Source organism: Alteromonas gracilis (genome assembly GCF_036870955.2).
GTDB lineage: Bacteria > Pseudomonadota > Gammaproteobacteria > Enterobacterales > Alteromonadaceae > Alteromonas > Alteromonas gracilis_A.
The window spans coordinates 245,833-265,891 of record NZ_CP145482.2 but is presented as its reverse complement, the minus strand read 5'-3'; the positions used below and the strand labels follow the sequence as shown (position 1 = coordinate 265,891).

Annotated in this window: 13 protein-coding genes and 2 pseudogenes; 11 read left to right on the top strand and 4 right to left on the bottom strand. The window is 43.1% G+C overall.

Features of this window, described 5'->3' with window-relative positions; translation table 11 throughout:
- Positions 1-189: 189 nt before the first annotated feature.
- A complete protein-coding gene (locus V6N89_RS01280; RefSeq protein WP_346993302.1) occupies positions 190-948 on the bottom strand; it encodes a DeoR/GlpR family transcriptional regulator in 759 nt (252 codons plus the stop codon).
- A gap of 163 nt (positions 949-1,111) precedes the next feature.
- Between V6N89_RS01280 and glpK the strand changes: the two are divergent.
- From glpK to V6N89_RS01250, 6 genes and pseudogenes are all read left to right on the top strand, one after another.
- A pseudogene (gene glpK, locus V6N89_RS01275) lies at positions 1,112-2,598 on the top strand (glycerol kinase GlpK).
- A gap of 305 nt (positions 2,599-2,903) precedes the next feature.
- A complete protein-coding gene (locus V6N89_RS01270; protein ID WP_431189757.1) occupies positions 2,904-5,717 on the top strand; it encodes a TonB-dependent receptor in 2,814 nt (937 codons plus the stop codon).
- A 115-nt stretch (positions 5,718-5,832) separates the two neighbouring features.
- Entirely contained in the window at positions 5,833-7,365 is a 1,533-nt protein-coding gene (locus V6N89_RS01265) for a tryptophan halogenase family protein (protein ID WP_346993301.1), read from the top strand.
- Between the two features lie 13 nt (positions 7,366-7,378).
- Positions 7,379-8,128, top strand: a complete 750-nt coding sequence (locus V6N89_RS01260; protein WP_338519805.1) for a SapC family protein — start codon at positions 7,379-7,381, stop codon at positions 8,126-8,128.
- Between the two features lie 20 nt (positions 8,129-8,148).
- A complete protein-coding gene (locus V6N89_RS01255; protein WP_338519804.1) occupies positions 8,149-9,600 on the top strand; it encodes an SLC5 family protein in 1,452 nt (483 codons plus the stop codon).
- Positions 9,601-9,897: 297 nt separating this feature from the next.
- Positions 9,898-12,028: pseudogene (locus V6N89_RS01250) on the top strand (alpha-galactosidase).
- Between the two features lie 56 nt (positions 12,029-12,084).
- On the opposite strand, the gene V6N89_RS01245 reads toward V6N89_RS01250, so the two are convergent.
- The 3 genes from V6N89_RS01245 to V6N89_RS01235 form a co-directional block, all read right to left on the bottom strand.
- Entirely contained in the window at positions 12,085-13,173 is a 1,089-nt protein-coding gene (locus V6N89_RS01245; RefSeq protein ID WP_338519803.1) for a tetratricopeptide repeat protein, read from the bottom strand.
- A 532-nt stretch (positions 13,174-13,705) separates the two neighbouring features.
- Positions 13,706-14,989 (bottom strand): alpha/beta hydrolase family protein, encoded by a 1,284-nt coding sequence (locus V6N89_RS01240; RefSeq protein ID WP_338519802.1) that lies wholly within the window; start codon positions 14,987-14,989, stop codon positions 13,706-13,708.
- A gap of 180 nt (positions 14,990-15,169) precedes the next feature.
- Positions 15,170-16,141, bottom strand: coding sequence for a hypothetical protein (locus V6N89_RS01235; RefSeq protein ID WP_338519801.1), 972 nt, complete (start codon positions 16,139-16,141; stop codon positions 15,170-15,172).
- A gap of 220 nt (positions 16,142-16,361) precedes the next feature.
- Between V6N89_RS01235 and speD the strand changes: the two genes are divergently transcribed.
- Genes speD through V6N89_RS01210 form a run of 5 tightly spaced genes read left to right on the top strand, consistent with a single transcriptional unit; the run spans position 16,362 to position 20,009 of the window.
- Complete coding sequence (speD, locus tag V6N89_RS01230) at positions 16,362-16,751, top strand: adenosylmethionine decarboxylase (protein WP_338519800.1); 390 nt, start codon at positions 16,362-16,364, stop codon at positions 16,749-16,751.
- Between the two features lie 28 nt (positions 16,752-16,779).
- On the top strand, positions 16,780-17,625 hold the full coding sequence (locus tag V6N89_RS01225) for a DUF350 domain-containing protein (protein ID WP_338519799.1): 846 nt from the start codon (positions 16,780-16,782) through the stop codon (positions 17,623-17,625).
- A gap of 11 nt (positions 17,626-17,636) precedes the next feature.
- Complete coding sequence (locus V6N89_RS01220) at positions 17,637-18,263, top strand: hypothetical protein (RefSeq protein ID WP_338519798.1); 627 nt, start codon at positions 17,637-17,639, stop codon at positions 18,261-18,263.
- Positions 18,253-18,483 (top strand): hypothetical protein, encoded by a 231-nt coding sequence (locus V6N89_RS01215; RefSeq protein WP_338519797.1) that lies wholly within the window; start codon positions 18,253-18,255, stop codon positions 18,481-18,483. Before V6N89_RS01220 ends, V6N89_RS01215 begins: the two co-directional genes overlap by 11 nt.
- The gene (locus V6N89_RS01210) at positions 18,480-20,009 is read left to right on the top strand and encodes a polyamine aminopropyltransferase (protein WP_338519796.1); all 1,530 of its coding nucleotides are present in this window, start codon (positions 18,480-18,482) and stop codon (positions 20,007-20,009) included. The genes V6N89_RS01215 and V6N89_RS01210 overlap by 4 nt, the downstream gene beginning before the upstream one ends.
- Positions 20,010-20,059: the final 50 nt, after the last annotated feature.

Here is a 20,059-nt window from a genome sequence, read left to right as displayed (position 1 = left end):
CATTTTCGAACATTAAAGAAAGTATAGTTTTTGTGCTAGGAATGAAAGCGAGCTATAAGCAATAGAGATGATGGGTTTTGTGTAACGCACGCTAGAAAGCAACGCGCACAAACAGAGATGCTACAAATCGAGTGACTTGCCACCTATAGTTTTATAACAGTGTGAAACTGTTTTATGACAGCAACATGATCACGCTTTCACAAACGAGATTTTATTTTCTTCGATTATTTTAACGATGCTAGGGGGAGGGGTTTTATCGCATACCAAGCAATCTACTTGAGAAATATGGCCTTGCTCTACCATGGCTCGTCGCTCAAACTTGCTGTAGTCTGCCGCTAAAATAACGTGTTGTGTATGCTCTAAAATGGCCTGAGACACTTTGACTTCTCTAAAGTCAAAATCAAGTAATGCGCCGTCAGCACTTATCCCACTGATGCCTATGATGCCGTAGTCCATTCTGAACTGGCTGATAAAATCGCACGTTGCTTCACCGATGATACCTCCATCGCGATAGCGCACTTCATAAACAGCGATAATCACAGAGAAATCTTCTTTTGCAGAGAGAATAGTTGCCACGTGAATATTATTCGTTACTACGTGTAAGTTCTTATGGTTAAGCAGCTTGGTGGCTATCATTTCGGTAGTAGTACCAATATTGATAAATAAGGACGCACCGTCGGGGATCATAGCCGCTACTGCTTCTGCAATCTTTTCTTTTACCTGGCTGTTTTGTGTTTTGCGCTCTTGATAGGGTGTATTTTCCCAGCTTCGGTTCAGCCCAGCCCCACCGTGGTATCGACTTAACACACCACCTTCGGCAAGCTGGTTCAAATCTCGTCGTATTGTTTGTGGAGTAACCTCACAAGCGGTGACCAAATCGTCAATCGACATAAAGCCATGTTGTTTAATTAGCCCAACAATTTTTTCGTGTCTTTGCGTTTGGTTCATTAAGCATGCCGTTTGTCTTTGAAAAGTGATTATAAGTATACGTTGAACTGTTTCAACTTCCCATGCTAAATCGAAAACCAAATGTTCGTTTTCGAAAATATAGCGTTGTTAATCACGTGTAAATGGTGCAAACTCTATGAAAATTATCTTCAGGAGTGACGTCATGGGACAACATATACTTGCCATTGACCAAGGCACAACAAGCTCGCGCAGTATTATTTTTTCACCACAAGGTAAAATAGAAAGTATTGCTCAACAGGAGTTTTCTCAAAAATATCCTCAAGACGGTTGGGTTGAACATGACCCTGAAGAAATCTGGGAAAGCGTTGTCGCCACCCTAAAAGATGTCTTTAAAAATGGAAAAGTCAATATTTCTGATATTGCATCTGTAGGTATTACTAATCAACGTGAAACAACTCTGGTTTGGGACAAAGCCACCTAGCAAGCTTGGTTTATCCAGCCATCGTGTGGCAAGACAGAAGAACCTCTCAGCTGTGCAGAGAATTAAGCGATGATGAGGGGTTGGTAAATTATATTACTGAAACAACAGGCCTTTTACTCGACCCTTATTTTTCTGCCACAAAAGTAGCCTGGATTTTGGATAATGTCGAAGGCGCTAGAACCAAAGCAGAAAACGGTGAGCTACTATTTGGCACCGTAGATACCTTCTTAATATGGCGCTTAACCTATGGTCAATCTCACAAAACCGACGCAACGAATGCTTCACGCACAATGCTTTTTGATATCAATAAGCAGTGTTGGGATGAGCGACTGTTATCTACATTCAACATTCCTTCAAATATGCTGCCCGAAGTGATGGATTGTTCTGCAGATTTTGGGGTCATTGACGAGAAAATTATTGGCAGTGCTATTCCCATTCAAGGCGTTGCTGGTGATCAGCAGTCTGCACTTGTAGGGCAAGCGTGTTTTGAAAAAGGCATGGCCAAAAGTACCTACGGCACAGGGTGCTTTATGATCCTCAACACGGGTGATAAACCACTGCAGTCTAAAAACCGATTACTTACGACCGTAGGTTACAGGCTTAACGGGAAAACGACGTACGCCCTTGAGGGCAGTATTTTTATGGCCGGGGCAACTGTACAGTGGCTACGAGATGGCCTTAAACTCATTGACGATGCAGCTGAAACCGAAGCACTCGCCCAACGAGCACGACGCGACAACGGTGTATTTTTGGTACCCGCCTTTACTGGCCTTGGAGCTCCTTATTGGGATCCTGACGCACGTGGCGCAATTTTAGGTCTAACGAGAGACACAGGGATTAGCGAAATCGTGGCTGCTGGTCTACAGTCAGTTTGTTACCAAACTAAAGACTTACAAAAGGCAATGGAAAGCGACGGTGCTCGCCCAACCACAATTCGCGTCGACGGTGGAATGTCACGTAACGACTGGGTAATGGGCTTCCTTTCAGATATTTTAGGTGCAGAAGTAGAGCGACCCGAAATTACTGAAACCACTGCATTGGGTGCCGCCTTTCTCGCAGGTTTGCAGGCTAAGGTATTCAGCAGCATCGACGATTTAACCCAGTGTTGGAAGAGTGATAGCGTTTTCACTCCCAGACTTACCAAAGAAGAACGCGATCAGGCTTACGATGGTTGGAAAGCCGCTGTAGATCGCATTCGCTGCAGCTAAATCACGCCTATTTTCCTGTTTGTTAATAAAGTGCGGTTATAGTCCGCACTTTTTTTATACAAAAAAATTTTTTATAACATTGTAATTACATTGTCATTTTGTGCTAGTATTGAAATTAAGGTAAACGTTTCACCTTTTACCTTAATATAGAAATGTTATATTTTTCATAAAGTTACAAATAATAATCACGAAAATATAACGTTAAATGTGTAAAAGTAATGTTAATAAGCTTGATCCGCACATACTATAAACGTAATTAAAGTGCTAAATACGTTAAAACGTAGCCTACTCACGGAGAAAACACAGTGACACATAAAATTAACACATCACAGTTAGGCCCAATTGCGAGACGCTCACTTTTAGGTGTTGCTATCGCCTCTGCCCTACACTCACCAATTGCACTTTCGCAAGAAGCTGACACGCAAAATGTAAACGATGCACCTGTTGAAGTTATTGAGGTTCGCGGACTTGTAAGCAGCTTAAAAAGAGCGATGTCAGACAAGAAAGAAAACTTGGCAGTTTCTGACGGTATTGCCGCAGAAGATCTTGGTAAGTTCCCAGACCTCAACGTTGCTGAGTCACTTCAACGTATTACCGGTGTTTCAATTGACCGTAACGGCGGTGAGGGTCAACAAGTTACCGTTCGTGGTTTTGGTCCACAATTTAACACTGTTCTAGTAAATGGTCGTCAAATTGCATCTGATGATGCGGGTCGTGCGTTTAACTTTGACGTAATCGCTGCTGACCAAATTACTGGCGCTAACATTTACAAGAGTGGTGTTGCCAACCTTCAGTCTGGTGGTATCGGTTCAACAATCAATGTAACTACTGCACGTCCGTTTGATTATGACGGTTTCCAAGCAGTAGGCAGCGTAAAAGGCATGTATGAAAGCTTGTCTGAAGAAATTGCGCCACAAGCGTCTTTCTTAGTAAGTAATACATTTGCTGACGATAAGTTTGGTGTACTACTAGCGGTTTCTCACCAAGAACGTCAGGTTCAAATCAACCGTATTCAAACTGCAGGCTGGCGCCCAGGTTTAACGCTTTCAAACCGTAATGATGGCGTACTAGCGACAAACGTTTACCTTCCTCGTAACTGGGACCAAGTAGTAGACGAGCAAGACAGAACACGTACAAACGCATCATTGGTTGCGCAGTTTGCACCTTCTGATGATGTAACAATCACCGTAGACGGTTTTGTATCTAAATTTGAAGTAGACTCGCAAGTTACTGACCTTGCATCTTGGTTTGAACCAGATCGCGTTGGTTCTGCACAAATTTCAGAATTTGGTACTGCAATTCAATTCACACAAGAAATTGACCTGCACCAAGGTAGTGGTAACCCAGCATCAGACTTTGTTTCATCAACGCGCGGCGTCCGCGACGTAACTAACAAAGGTTTCGGTATTAATGTTGATTGGCAAATCAATGACGCGCTGTCAGCGACGTTTGACATTTCAAACTCAACAGCTGAAAACGACATTGCTGGCGAAGGCCGCTTTAACGTTGTAGGTATTATCAATAACTACTCATTTGATAGCACTGGCGGTACCCCAACAGTTGAACACGACGGTTTTGGCAATGGCCAACTACCTGATATTTCACTTAACCGTCTACACTATAACGACTTGGGTAACGTAGTTGCTTCTGAAGACGAAGTCACTGAATACAAAGCAGACTTCACATACCTTGCTGACTCTGACGTATTCCGTAAAGTTGATTTTGGTATTCTTCGCTCAGAGCGTGAGAAGTTCGTATTCCAAGAATTTGCATCACAGTGTGCTTTCTGTGGTTACGGTACTGAAGCGCCAATTGACGCACTAAACATTCGTCCGTTCACAGCAAACAACTTCTTCAGCGGTCTAATTGATACATGGTACACGTACGACGGCGACGCATACCTTGATTACCTTGCATCACAAGGTGCGGCAGTAATTCCAACGCTACAGCCAAACTACTACAACATCGAAGAAGACGTAACGGCACTTTATGCTCAGTTTGAGTTTGGTTACGACATCGGTGATATGCCATTAACGATGAACTTTGGTGCGCGTTATGAAGAAACAGACGTTGCTGTATCGGCTGTTCAAGCGTTCATTTCAGACGTTGTTCCTACTACTGACTTAACCTTGTTTGCCAACCGCTTCGCGCCAGCACAAGACATCGTTGGTACGTCTTCATACTCTAACCTACTTCCTAGCTTGAACGTTAAGTTAGAAGTGCAAGAAGACATGATTGTTCGCTTCTCTCGCTATGACTCACTGACACGTCCTACGATGTCTCAAATGTCTCCAGCGACAACATTTGGCGAGCCACGTCGTCAGAACCTTCAAGCAAGTGGTGGTAACCCATCTCTTAAGCCGTTTGAAGCAGAAAACTTAGACCTATCATTTGAATGGTACTACAGCGATGACTCAGTGTTCTCGTTCGCAGTTTTCAGCAAAGATGTTGAGAACTTCATCGTGACACTATCAGGCCAAGAGTCATACACGCTAACAGATCGTACAGCAGATGACGGCTTCCGTTGTGCTGCAGACGACTGTGCACCAGGTGTATCACTTGACCCACAAGATCCATCTCGTGACGTAGTTGCTGACACTGAAGAGCTTAACGGTCAAAGTGAAATTTACACCGTAACTCGTCCACAAAATGGTGAAACCGCTACGGTTAACGGTTTTGAGATTGCGCTTACACACGTTTGGGATAACGGATTTGGTTTCACTGCTAACGCCACGGTAGTAAATAGCGACGCAGAAGTATCAGGCGATACTACGCAGACCTTCGCATTACCTGGTCTTGGTGATTCACAAAACTTGATCTTGTTCTACGAGCGTGATGCATTCCAAGCACGTCTTGCATTTAACAACCGTGAGTCGTTCTTGTTTGCTCTTGATAACACGGCTGTTGGCGGTGCTACAGGTGAGCCTGTAACAACTGAAACTTATGGTCAGTGGGATATCAGCGCAAGCTATGAAATCAACGAAAACTTCACTGTTTTCTTTGAAGGTATCAACATTACAGAGGAAGAGCTTACGCAAGTGGGTCGCTTCCCTGACCAAATCTACTCAATTGAAGACAACGGCTCTCGTTACGCAGTTGGTGTACGCGGTACTTTCTAAAAAAATGTGTAGTGATGGCAGGGTTAAATCCCTGCCATTTATTCATACGCTTATTGCCTTTTACAATGAGTTTATGAATAAATGTAGTAAACACCTTTTTACGTAGTGATTTCTCATGAACCAGTCTTCAAATACATCTAACAAACAGCGCATTGTCATTGTGGGCGGCGGCACTGCCGACTGGCTTACTGCTGCCATTGTTGCTGCAAAACACAATGTTTCTGTTGGCGAATGTGGGCTTGATATAACGCTTATCGAATCAAGTGATATTCCTACTGTTGGCGTGGGAGAAGGTACATGGCCCACCATGCGCAACACGCTTAAAGATATCGGACTATCTGAGAAAGAAGTTTTCAGGCGCTGTAGTGCAGCGTTTAAACAAGGTGGAAAGTTTGTTAATTGGGTAAAAAAAGAAGGCGATGCCTACTATCACCCGTTTACAGTTCCGCTAGGGTATGGCCGCGTAGAAATGGCCCCCTACGTAGAGAACATCAGCGATTTCGCAAATGCCACAAACTTTCAGCAGCACGTGTGTGAACAAAACATGGCACCACGTACGCTGAACGAACAAGAATACAGCAGTGCGCAATCGAACTACGCCTATCACCTAGATGCAGGTGCCTTTGCCGACTTACTGCGTGAATTTAGCAAAGAAAAATTGGGTGTCACGCACAAAATAGCTACCGTTGAGCACGTTAACGCAACGTCGCAGGAGCATATTCAGAGCATTACACTTAATGACGGTAGTGTTGTAGAAGCAGATTTATTTGTAGATTGCTCTGGTTTCCGCTCATTGCTATTGGGCGAAGCATTAAAAGAACCTGTTATATCCACAGACGATGTCCTTTTCAATAATTCAGCACTAGCGCTTCATGTACCCTACAACAGTGACTTTGAAATAAAACCCTATACGCAAGCCACTGCACAAGAAGCAGGTTGGATTTGGGATATTGGATTGTCTTCACGACGTGGTGTTGGGCATGTGTACTCGACGGACTTTACCACCGATGAACGCGCAGAAGAGATTTTGCGACAATACGTTGGAGACGAAAAAGGCGAGCTTAATGCACGCGTCATTCGTTTCAATTCCGGCTATAAAAAGCAAATCTGGAAAGGCAATTGTATTGCTGTTGGTTTAGCGGCGGGGTTTGTAGAGCCGCTAGAAGCTACAGCACTCATGCTTATTGAGATTTCAGCGCGCTACATTGCTGAACAAATGCCCTTGCCAAGTGTGGCAATGCCTATTGTGAGCCAGCGTTTTAACCAGCAAATGCAGTATCGCTGGCAGCGCATTATCGATTTTCTAAAGCTTCACTACATATTCAACCAACGTAGTGAGCCATACTGGGTTGCAAACCGCGAAGAAAGCACTATTCCTGAGTCGTTAAAGCAAGACTTGGAAATATGGAAATATCGCGGCCCACAAATCGCTGATTTCTCAGCGGCGATAGAACTGTTCCCTGCCGCAAGTTATCAGTACGTCCTTTATGGAATGGGATTTTCTCCGGATTTTTCTTTGCAATCTCATTTCTATAATGAGCGAGAGTTAGCTGATAAAGTAATAAAGCAAAATCAGTTAATCACGCAACAAAAACTAAGCAGCTTACCTAACCATAGAGACTACATTGAACAATGGTTAGCGAGCTAAAGAGAATAATAATATGCCAAATTTTCAAACCTTATCAGCTGAATCACACAACAACATAACTATTGACGAGAGCAAGCTACCGTTAACGTTTTCTAAGTTCCATATGGTTAATGTGGAGATTAAAGAGGCAGTACAAGCTTCCAGTGAATATCCACTTTTTTTCAGTCGTGCTTCCAATAACCAATACTGGACGATTTCTGCCTTATGCGGTCTTGCGCCACAAGAAAACGTATTTGAAACCCAAGGCAGTTGGCTACCGCATTTCACGCCACTTAGCCTTCGCACCCTGCCTTTTACGTTGAACTTTGACAAGAGCAGCACTGAACCTGAGACCTTGATTGATATTGATTCTCCATCGGTACAAGAAGAAGGTGGAGAGGCGCTGTTTTTATCATCTAAGCGACCCACTGCATTTCTAGACAATAAGCAGAAGCTACTTGCCGAGCGCGTAACATCAATGAAGCAAACGGCAGTAATTTTGAATGATGTCAGCGAAATGGGGCTTATACAGCCAATTGATTTGATCATCGAGTTTAGTGACAACACTAAGCAACGCGTTGGTGGCCTTGCCACAGTGAACGAACAAAGGTTGCAAAGCCTATCCGCAGATGAGCTTGCAACGCTTCATCAAAAAGGGGTGTTGTCAGTCCTATTCAATATCTTGGGTTCTATTTTCCAAGTGAATCGCATTATTCGCCTTCAAAACACCAAGTTCCCTGAGCGCGCTGTTAACAACATCAAGTTCGAAACCAGCAAGTCATAACTATACTCTAGGAGTACCCCATGTTTTCCAGCACTTTACAGGTGTCTGTTTTTGTCTTTGTGACTGCTTTAATTGGTTTTTTGACCTACCTGAGCTGCCGCGGTCAAAATAGAAATACCCAGAACCAAAATAGAGAATACTTCCTAGCGGGCGGCGGCCTTGCTTGGTATTTCGTTGCAGGTAGTATTACCTTAACAAACCTAAGTACAGACCAGCTTGTCGGCATGAACGGCAACCAAATGGCGCTACTGGCGCTGTGGGAATTGTCTGCGGTGGTAGGTTTGTTTGTTCTGGCAAAAGTATTTCTGCCCGTCTATTACAAGTTCAAATGCACAACAACCACAGAACTGCTTGAGCAGCGCTATAACGATAAGCACATTCGTGCCGTTATCAGTGCCCTGTTCTTTGCTGGAAGCGCGTTAATTTTCTGCCCTGCGGTTATCTACTCTGGCTCTTTGTTTATGCAGTCGATGTTTAACGTTGAATTGCCATTAATGTATATCGCGGTCATTTTCGTTATTGTCGGCGCTCTGTATGCAATATTTGGTGGGCTACGCGCAGTAGCCGTGTCTGATACCTACTCAGGTGTACTATTACTCACCATGGCAGTGCTAGTAGTTATTCTTGCATTACAGGCTATCGACTATAACTTTGACGGTATTCCTAAAGAGCGCCTGACCCTAATTGGTGATGATGAGTCTCCGATCCCATGGCACACCCTTCTAACGGGAATGATCTTTATTCAGATGTTCTACTGGGGTACTAATCAGGTTATCACTCAGCGGGCAATGGCTGCGCCATCGCTAAAAGAAGCGCAAAAAGGTGTGTTTGCAGCCGCTGGTATTCGCCTACTTATTGTCCCTGCGATAATAGTAATACCTGGCATTGTGTCTTATAAGTTATTTGGCGATATAGGCGATAGCGCTTACGGCAAAATAGTAGCTACCGTATTACCCGATTGGCTTTCTGGCGTATTTGCAGCAGCGATGGCAGCAGCGGTGCTTACCACTTTCAACAGTAACTTAAACTCTGCTACCGCACTTTATGTATGCGATATTCATGAGAGCTATGTTAACAAAACGCCTAACGTTCCGAAGTTAAGCGGTTATGTCACCATACTACTTTGCCTTGTCTCGCTAGCGCTAATTCCGGTTTATCAACAAGCAGACAGCATCATAAACCTTGTGCAAAAGCTTTATGGCTTATTAAGCATGCCTATCTTGTCGGTATTTATTGTGGGCCTTCTGTTTAGAAACGTTCATGCATTTGCTGCCATTGGCGCGGTTGTGTTTGGCGTGTCTATTTATGCATTAATGAGTTTTGAAGCGTCTCCGATGTACGCACCATTCGGCCTTCATTATATTCACTTGATGTTTGCAACGCTTATTGGCTGCGTCACATTCGCTTTGGTTATGAATAGAGTTATCTTTAATCAAAAAGCGGAATTTTCGTTGGCACTTTACAAAGAATAAGCCTACTTTTCATTAGGCACTTAAAGAGGATGCAAGCACGCATCCTCTTTTTTTGACTGCGTTTGGTAAAGGTGCGCTTCACTATCTTTTTAACAAATATTTTTCAGTGTTTTTGTAGGTATTGGTCAGACTTCAATTTATCGAAAAACCCTACTACACTTGAAAGTAAAACGTTTACCCTAAATAACTATGAACACATGGTGATACATGGTCTAATACGGGTAATTGTTAATGGCAAAATGCCATAACATTTTATAAACATCGCCTGTTTCATGCTTTATTTACGCTGAGGTTTTTATGTCGTCACTTTCTTCTTTCGTTCGTTTGTCGAATGATACAACTACGCTTATTTTCGACTGTCAGGGTCGTATGCCAAAGGTTATTTATTATGGCGCACTGCTAAGCGAAGCGACGACACCAGAGATGTTAAGTGTGCTCAACACACGTCAAGAAGCAAAATGTGCACCTGTCATCGAGCCGCCAATCACACTGGTTCCTACTCATGGAGAGGGTTGGACGGGACAGCCCGGATTAGAAGTTTCAGGTGATGCAGACCAGTGGTCAGCAGGTTTTAGCCTGGCGAAAATCAATCGCACCGACAACGCAGTAGCATTTGTCGCTGTTGATGAGCATCGCGGTATGCAGCTAACCACCACAGTGGAACTTGATGATAAGACTTCGATAGTCAAATATACCACTCGCTTAGACAACACTGGCACTAGCGCACTAAATTTAAATTACCTCAACGCAGCAAGTCTTCCACTGCCAACCACAGTGACAAAAATAAAGACGTTTGAAGGCCGTTGGTCAGCTGAATTTCAAACGACTGATCACGATCTTTTCTTTGGCAGCTATGTGCGAGAGAACCGCCGTGGTAAAACCTCACACGATACGTTCCCAGGTCTCATTGCGTTTGCGCCAGATACCGGTGAATTAAACGGGGAATGTTTTGGTTATCATTTGGGAGCGTCAGCAAATCATAAACTGCGCGCTGAGTTAATGGCTGATGGCCGAAGCTATGTGCAATTCGGTGAATTGTTATTTCCTGGTGAAGTTGTTTTACAAGCGGGTGAAAGCTATACCACGCCGGTACTTTACACCGGTCATGGCGACAATGGCTTCTCTTCTCTTTCTCAACAGTTTCACAATTATATTCGCGCTAATGTGCTGAATCACAGTGCAGAGTCTAAACCGCGTCCAGTGCACTACAACACGTGGGAAGGTATTTATTTTGACCACAATGAAGAGACGTTGAAGGCCCTTGCCGATAAAGTTGCACCTCTAGGCATAGAACGATTTGTCTTAGATGACGGCTGGTTTAATGGCCGACGTAATGACAAAGCTGGTTTAGGCGATTGGTTTGTCGATAAAGCTATCTACCCCGATGGTCTCGATGGATTAATAGATCACGTTACTGGCTTAGGCATGGAATTCGGTATTTGGTTTGAACCTGAGATGGTTAATCCTGATAGCGACCTCTATCGCGCGCATCCAGAGTGGGCACTACAAACAAAAAATAATCCGCATGTTCCGTTTAGAAACCAGTATGTGCTTGACTTAACCAATCCAGAAGTTGTTGAGTATTTGTATAAGGTGATCACTGATGTACTAAGTGCATACCCCAAAATTAGTTACATTAAGTGGGATATGAACCGGGATGTGAACCATCCTGGAAACGTACACGGCAAGCCTGCAATGCATGGTCAAATGAAAGCCCTGTATTCACTAATCGATCGCGTAAAAGCAGCGCATCCTGGCCTTGAAATAGAAAGTTGTTGTTCCGGTGGCGGACGCGTAGATTTAGGCATACTCCCTCACACAGATCGCTTTTGGACCTCTGATTCAAATGATGCTTTAGACCGTTTGTATATCCAGCGAGGTTGCTCTTACTTCTTCCCTTCAGAAGTGATGGGCGCTCACGTAGGTCCAAGAGACTGCCATATTACAGGCCGTAATTTACCTATCGAAATTCGCAGTGCAGTTGCCCTATTTGGACACATGGGCATCGAAATGGATCCGCGTGAACTTACAGAGCATGAACAAAGTGTGCTGACCGACGCTATTTCACTTTACAAGAAGTACCGTCATGTAACGCATGGGGGCGACTTGTATCGCATGGATGACGATGGTCTTAACGTCAAGTTTGGCTACGTATCTAAAGATAAAGAGGAAGGTATATTTGCGTACAACAGCGTAAAAGAAACCCTTCGTACCACACCAACTCGCTTCTACTTTGCTGGGTTGGATGCTAAGAAACAATACACCATTGATCGCGTGTGGCCAGAAAAGCTGAAAGAGTACACGCCGTCAATCCTTCAACAAACCGAAGGCCAAGTATTCTCAGGGGAAGTACTAATGAAATACGGTATGCAGCTGCTTGGTTCTATTCCCTCAAACGACACTTATTTATACCGTTAAAGCGGTATAAATAAGCACCAAAGTGGTCTAGCTTTCCCGACAAAAAGCGGGTTTAGGATGTGTGCCCTAAGCTCGCTTTTTTATTTGCTTTTTAAGGCCTTTTAAGATTTTCGCGAAACGTTTGTCTTCTTCCCCTTCGATAAGCGCAAGCGTGGCTTTCGCCTTTTCAACATCATTTGCGTTCAAACGAAGCTCAGCTAATCGCAAATGAGCCCAATTCATCGTAGGCAAATGCGTAGTATCTATATTGGTTGTGTGATACTCGTCAATGTATTGCTCTAGTGCTTTAATTCCACTATCGGTATGTTCGCCGCTATTCACAGCGACCAGCCCCAGACGGTATTTTCCGTATAGTAGGTCGCTTTTATTTTCTTGATAGTCTTCCCATAACGTAGAGTCTTTATCTTCTACAATTGGTACCGACGCGTTTAACAAGACAGACAGTGTCTCATACGCACTTTGAAAACTTTCTTCAGATAAGTAATAGCTGCCCAATTCTAAACTCGCGCGTATTTTTGAAGCCTCTTGCTGTGTAAGGTCAGCATAAATGGCGTTCGCTTTTTCTACTTGCTCGTCTTCAAGATAAAATCTCGCCTTAGCGAACTGGCCTTCCAGCGCATCAATAGTGGCAATTTTGTTGGCTAGCCTTTCAGCTTCCTCCATATCTCCACCCGCAATAGATGGCGCTACGATATGAAACTGCATCAACGCTTTGTAGACCCCAACCTCATTCGGCGCAATTTCGATAGCGGTTTCCAAGCTTTCCCTGGCTTTTTTGGCATATCCAAGAGCTGAAAACACACTATTACTAGCCTGTGCTCCCATGACATTCGCGTGCGTGTGATAAGCCTTGTAGTCGTTGCTATATACGGCAATAAATTCATCAGCTACCTCCTCGGCATCATCAAGGTCAATGTTCATAAGCGCAGAAATGAGTAAGTTATATTGCTGGGGTGTTTTGTTTTTTAGGTCTTCTAATGTTGAGACAACGTACTCGAAATCCCCTTTCTTGAAATGGGCATCAAGCACTTCAATGCTTGCTTTGGTCGCCGCGGGCACTGCGTTACTCTCTAAAGCCATTGGAGCCGTGCTGCTTAACAATGTCGACACTGCCACTGCGCGGATTAGTCGGGATGCATTTTTGTTAAGTTTCATTTCAATTCCCTTTGGTATGAGTATTGTTGGAAAAGTAGGATGTCGTTGTCACAACAGAGCATTACTGAACTGTGCTAGGAAGCTAATCAGTAAACATATACCCTCAGACATCTATGACTGCGGTATGTTCATTCAAAATAGACTGTTTTAAATTAACTCAGGCTGAACAAATTTACATCGATTATTTGTAACAATTTATAATGAAAAAAGTGCACAAAAAAGGCGCTTAAACATCATTAAGCGCCTTCTTCGTTTCGAAAAGCCTAGAGCGTGTTGACCTTTGCGGTACACTTTTCGTTCATTCCAAGCGAGTATCAGGCAATGAACGAGTTGCGTGGTTTGGTTATTCCAAATTAGCGATGAGTAAAGCCGCATGAGGCTCGCTTGGATGAACCTTTCAGGCAGCAATTGTTTAGCATTTATACTGCGTCTGCGCACACTTATGTAGATGGCTACACGACGTGTGCACTTCCTTGTCTAAATGCTAAACACTTTGCTACAAAAACGTACGGCAAAGGTCAACACGCTCTAGTTATTGCTTACTTTCCATGACCAGCCCCATTGCCCAGCGGTTATCAAACCCTTTCCAAGGTGCAGGCACCTGACCGTCAACGGGTGCCTGATCGCTGCTTCCCGATACGGCTAGAAAGTCACAATACTCGGGTAAGCCTTTCACATGGCAATTCATTAGCGCCAGCGCAAAATGCTCGTTAATAGCGTTGAGCTTTTGCACTTCCCAAGCAGGCTCAATATAACTTCCTAAGTCAAATTCACTTTCATATGCCTCTTTCGGCGCTGGGTGTGGCGCAACGTTATGACGGGCATTTTTTACCGTAAGCAACTTCGACTGCTTACTACCTGTATTGTCAAACAACCAGCGAATTCCCTGATAACCTGAAATATCATCGTTATCGCCCGCAACATATAAGACGGGTACATCAATACTATTTAATGACTCCACATCATAGAGTTGATGCTGACCACCCCAAGGCGCTAGTGCCAGCGCCGCTTTCCACGACGGTAAAACTTCTTCTGCGTTAGGCTTCCCACCTGCACAGGTATTCAAAGCTTTCTTTACCAACGCAACGGCTGCGGGGTCTTGTGTACCCGTAAACGTTGCTGCGGTCGTATCATTAAACGCATAGCAACCACCAACGGTGCTTACTGCGCCATAGCCCCCCATAGAATAGCCAATAACACCCGCATTATCTTTATCAACAAGTGTTTTAAAGAAATCATGTTCAACTATGGTGTTTAGTGTAAATACTTGGTCACGCGAGCGGTTAAGCAATGTGCTTGGAAAGCCTGAATAGGGGCTTTCAGCAAAATTAACCTCTTTATTGGTAGAGTCAGTGTGGTCAATAGCTGCAACCACATAACCGTGTGATGCCAAGTGTTCACCTAAGTAATGCATCAACGTGCGGTAGCCAGTGTAACCGTGAGAAATAACGACAACAGGGTACTTAGTTTCACTTTCTGCAATAGCAACATCTCGATAGGCATTCGCTTGAATTTCGAAGGTTTTACCGCTGCGCGTTTCGTCACTGTAAGTGGCAAGTGTTGTGGTTTCGGCAGTTGGGTACCATACCTCAAGCGTCAAACTACGCTCTACTTTGCCCTTTAAAAAGTCAGTCACCTTATCTGGATACGTTGCCTCAATGGTTTTAACCCCGACTTTGTACTGGCCATTTTCACTTAACTCAGGCATCACGTCAGATGGGAAAGGTTTATAAATATTTTGCGCTGCGAATGCAGGAGCGTTTAGGGCAGTAGAAGCAATGATCGTTGCTCCAAACAAAGGGGATAACGTTTTCATGATTGATTACTTTTTTTCGTCATTTGTAGGCAAAAGTTATATTACCGCGCCTGTCCTACTTAACAAGGCTGGCAATATTGTTATTGCTTATCAACGAAAATAAGAATAGATAATTGTTGGAACTGGCGTGAGGTAAAACGTGTACAGCAAAGCCTGTAGATAGTCGAATAATTGACCTGATTAATGACCTAGCTTTTCACTTTGTTGACGCTCATTGGTTTGCATTATACTCCAACGTTCATCGAACAATGATTTAAGCATAGTTGGATAACCATCTGCCACAAAATTAATATCTCTAAGTGCTAGGCTTTGCACTACATCACCTTTAAGGTTTTGCATTGCAGTGTCGAAGTCATCAATCACCTGCTTACCTCGCTCGCTTTTCGAACAAAACAATCGCTTAGTTAACCGAGTTTCTTGTGACAGTTCTTCAACGCGGAATACCGAAATTAAACCAAGATCCTTTTCATTAAGACTCATTAACTCTCTGTGACCGACGTAGCCGAAGTCGATACGTCCCGTCTCAATGAGATCTACCGTGTGTACACCTAAATCCTTCTCTAGCCCATTGATTTGCACAATGCTACTTGTTTTTGCCCATTGTTTTACGGCATCAACGTAGGCATTTTGCACTTCGCTATACAACACCGTTCTATAATTTGCCTCTAACAGTGACTTAAGCGACACCGATTGATTTACGCCTTGATCGTTGGCGCTACCTTTTGATAGTTTGTTTGATAACGCCTTCGATGTTGCCACTAGCATCGGCAAACTAATGGAAGTTGGGGAAGAAAAATAGCCCCACGACGTGCGCTTTTCACGATACGAAGCACCAAAAAAACAATAAACAGTTTCTTGTGTGGCGCTGCTTTCAATTAATGACCACGCACGCTTTACGGGGTACGCTTCAAAACGATGTGAATATTGAGGTAGGTGTGAAGCGAGAAAGACCATGTTCTCAAACAGAGGACCATCTACGATGGTAACTCCCTCTACTGTTAATCCAACTTCAGGAGGGCGCAGCCATACCACTTCAGGCATGTTCCTGCTTGTATGCTCGGCAAAATGTGTCTTCGCAGTTTGTGCTAATGATAAGCTCGGTAAAAAGAACGAACCGAGTAGCACGACTACCAATAACGCAGATCTCGACAAAACGTAACGCCTAAAAATGATTGCTCATTTAACAAAAACGTATTGTATATGATTCATTCATTGATGTGCAGACACGCATCTCACTGACAGGTAAATCAACGAAAAGTTAATTCAAGTGTACGACTGTCGGCGTACTGAATAGACTCATCGTAATCTACATTGAACTCAAGTATCATATTTTACAAAGCAATTAACATACTTCACAGCAAGGAAGCACAAAATGCCCGCATCGCATATTGCGCAAGGCAAACATCTTCTACTTGACCTGTATGGCGCAGACCATTTATCCGACATCGAATTCATTGATTCTCAGTTATGTGAAGCAGCAAGAATTTGTGGAGCAACGATATTGGGCTCTCACTTTCATTCTTTCGACGGCGGGAATGGCGTCACAGGCGTGGCTATTTTGGCTGAATCTCATATCAGTATTCACACCTGGCCCGAAGTTCAGTACGCCGCTTTAGATATATTCATGTGTGGAGACTGTGATCCAGAAAAGGCAGTGGAGCCTCTTCAAAATGCATTCAATGCCAAAGAAATAAGATGCTCACTTCAAATTAGAGGTCATCATAGCGATGCCCGTCCACTTAAGGCCAGAGTAATGGCTTAATCATTAAAAATTTAAAGGTCGTAAAACAATGGATTTTGCAAACTTCCCCTTTGCCTTTTTCTCGGCTGCTATTTATGTCGTGCTTTTCTGCGTGATTTTGCTTGGCGCAAAATGGGCGAAAGATGTATTCACTCCTTATAGCTTGAATAAAGAACTAGCTGAGCAAAATAACGTGTCAATATCGCTAACGATGGCTGGATACTATATTGGCGTAGCACTCATTTTTGTTAGCCAGCTATCTGGCCCTAGCGTTGGGCTGAAAACAGATTTATTGGTTGTAAGTGGCTACAGCGTATTGGGAATTCTTTTTTTAAATCTGTCTCGCTGGATCAATGATAAAGCTATCTTGCGAACATTTTGCAACATCGAAAAGTTAACAGTGCAAAAGAATAACGGGGTTGGGATTATTCAATTTTCGATTTATGTCGCTACAGGTATGATTGCATCTGGTGCATTAAGTGGTAGTGGCTCAGTTTTATCTTTCTTTGTCTTTTTTGTTCTAGGTCAGTTGGCTCTAATTGTCTTCTCCCGTTTCTACAACACCCTCTCTACTTATGATTTGTATCAAGAACTTGAAAATGACAACTTTGCTGCTGCTATCTCCTTTGCTGGCGCATTAATAGGATTAGGAATAATTGTTAAGAACAGTGCATCAGGAGACTTTATTGCATGGAAGGAAGATATTTTATGGTTTGCAACTACCGCTGTCGCAAGCTTTATCTTCTTACCCGCGCTTCTCAGATTGACTGACAGATTAGTCATTCCTGGCAAAAGCCTAGCCGTTGAAATTGCACAAAATAGGAATATTGCTGCTGGCTTATTGTCAGCTTCTCTGCTGGTAAGCTTCTCTTTTGTTCTAGTGAAACTTTTTTAGAGAAAGTCCAAATGAAAAGTAGCACACAGAAGGAATTTGAAATTGGTAAGCTTGGTGTCGCGCTATGCTTGTTAGGGCTAGTAGGTTTTATATTTGCTATTTATTTCAATGCAATAGCCAGTACAAAAGAATACTCCGTTATCCCTAGGGCAACAAACAAAATTGCGCAGAACGAACCGACTACTAATACCGACAAGCCTTACCAAATTGGTCCAATTGATGTCGACAAACCCTACACCGCATTCGAAGTTTATACAGCTGTAGGCCTTCCAGCAAACCACTGGACATTTGTCGAGATTGAGGTAGTGAATCACAAAGGAGATTATCTATATTCATTTGGTCAGGAGCTTTGGCATGAAACTGGTCGAGACTCTGATGGAAACTGGACTGATGTTAGATACGATTTTGATACTGATCTTACTTTCCCGGAAACGGGCAAATTTTTTCTAAATTTTATGGTTAGCAGCAAAGCAAACAAACACCCTAGTCGTTTGAAAGTGAGACTTACAAAACGAAACGGAAGTGCCATGCTTCATTTTTGGACAGGGCTAATTCTAATTATTAGCGGCTTATTTTGTATTGAAATTCAGTATGGGATATTTCGAAAAACATTGGAAAACATGAATTATGACGACTAAAAAAAGCATCAAAATTGCAGGGATTATAGTTGCAATTCTTTACGTCGTAATGATCCCTTTCGCGGCAAATGGATACGGCTACATGGGCTATTTTGGATACTATAACAGCCCATCTTTTTTGTATTGGAACGACACTCATTACTACTATGAAAAAAGTAATCGAGCAGGCAGTGTATCAGGCCCTAACCTTCGTGGCGGCGGTCCGGGAAGGGGCAAGTGAGTAAAGACAATAAACAACAAAAAGCACTTATTTTTGCAGCTTTTGTAGCTGGTCTTTGTTCAATTGTCTATGAACTGCTTATTGCGACAACGGTTTCATATTTTCTAGGTGATAGCGTTACGATTTTCTCGCTTACCATAGGCCTGTATATGGCTGCGATGGGCGCTGGGTCCTTCTGCTCTAGGTTTTTTGCTGACGATTTACTAAAGCATTTCTTAGTATTGGAAGTCGTTTTAGCAACGTTAGGAGGTTTAAGCGTCCCATTATTGTATCTAACCTATGTTGCTGGTGACATTTTTATACCTACTTATGTGCTCTGCACGCTGAGCGTTGGCTTTTTGATTGGTATGGAAATCCCTTTTCTGACACGATTGATGGAAAGTTTTCAAACCCTAAAGTCGAATATTGCCAACATATTAACTTTTGATTATATAGGCGCATTGCTCGCTACGTTAGCATTTCCATTTTTTTTACTTCCAATGTTTGGTAACTATCAGTCTTCTCTTATATTGGGACTTATCAACTTAACTATTGTCGTTGTCGTGGCCAAGCGCTTCAATGAAAAATTGGGGGCTCAAAGACGCACAATATCGAAGATATTACTCGCAGCAGGTTTGATACTAATAGTAAGTATTTTGCTCACAAAGCCCGCTTTGGAGCAGTGGGACTCAGCGATGTTTTCAGGCCGTGTAGTGCATACTGAACAAACCCAATACCAGAACATTGTCATTACGCACGAGCGAGGCGATACTCGCCTTTTCTTGAACGGTAACATTCAATTCTCTTCCATTGATGAACACCGCTACCATGAAGCGCTTGTATCATATCCTCTGGCTTTTAAAATCAGCCTCCCGAAAAGAGTCCTACTGTTGGGAGCAGGAGATGGACTAGCGGTAAAGCAACTACTTAAGTACGACAGCATTGAAGAAATAGTCCTCGTTGACTTAGACCCTCGTGTAGTAGAACTAGCTACTGAAAATCCATATTTGACAAGATTAAATGAAAACTCCCTGAAGAACGATAAGGTAACCATTGTTCACGCTGATGCTTATAGCTTCTTAAAAGGCAACGAAACTTTATTCGACTTTATTGTCGCTGATTTACCTGACCCCAACAATTTATCGCTAGCACGCCTCTACAGCAGGCATTTCTATCATGTGTTATCACAACGGCTTGAAAATGATGGTATGTTCGTTACTCAAGCAACCAGCCCGTATTATGCAACTAAAGCGTTTGGAAGCATCGCAAATACAATTGAATCAATACACTTTGCGAAAGTTATTCCGTATCATGCTGATGTTCCCTCTTTTGGTATGTGGGGCTTTGTTATGGCATCAAAGAGCCCTCTTCGTAAACCAGAAGACTGCAAACTTACAGTTCCCACTACGTATATAGATCTCAGTATGATTGGACCGATGCAGGTATTTTCTAAGGACCTTTCATTTCAAGAAGCTCAAGTAAATCGTTTAGATAACCCTGTTTTACTCGATTATTATCTCCAAGGCTGGCGAACTTACGGTTATTGATACTAACAAGACTATCTCGAAAACATTAATAACGCGTCTTTCACGCAATA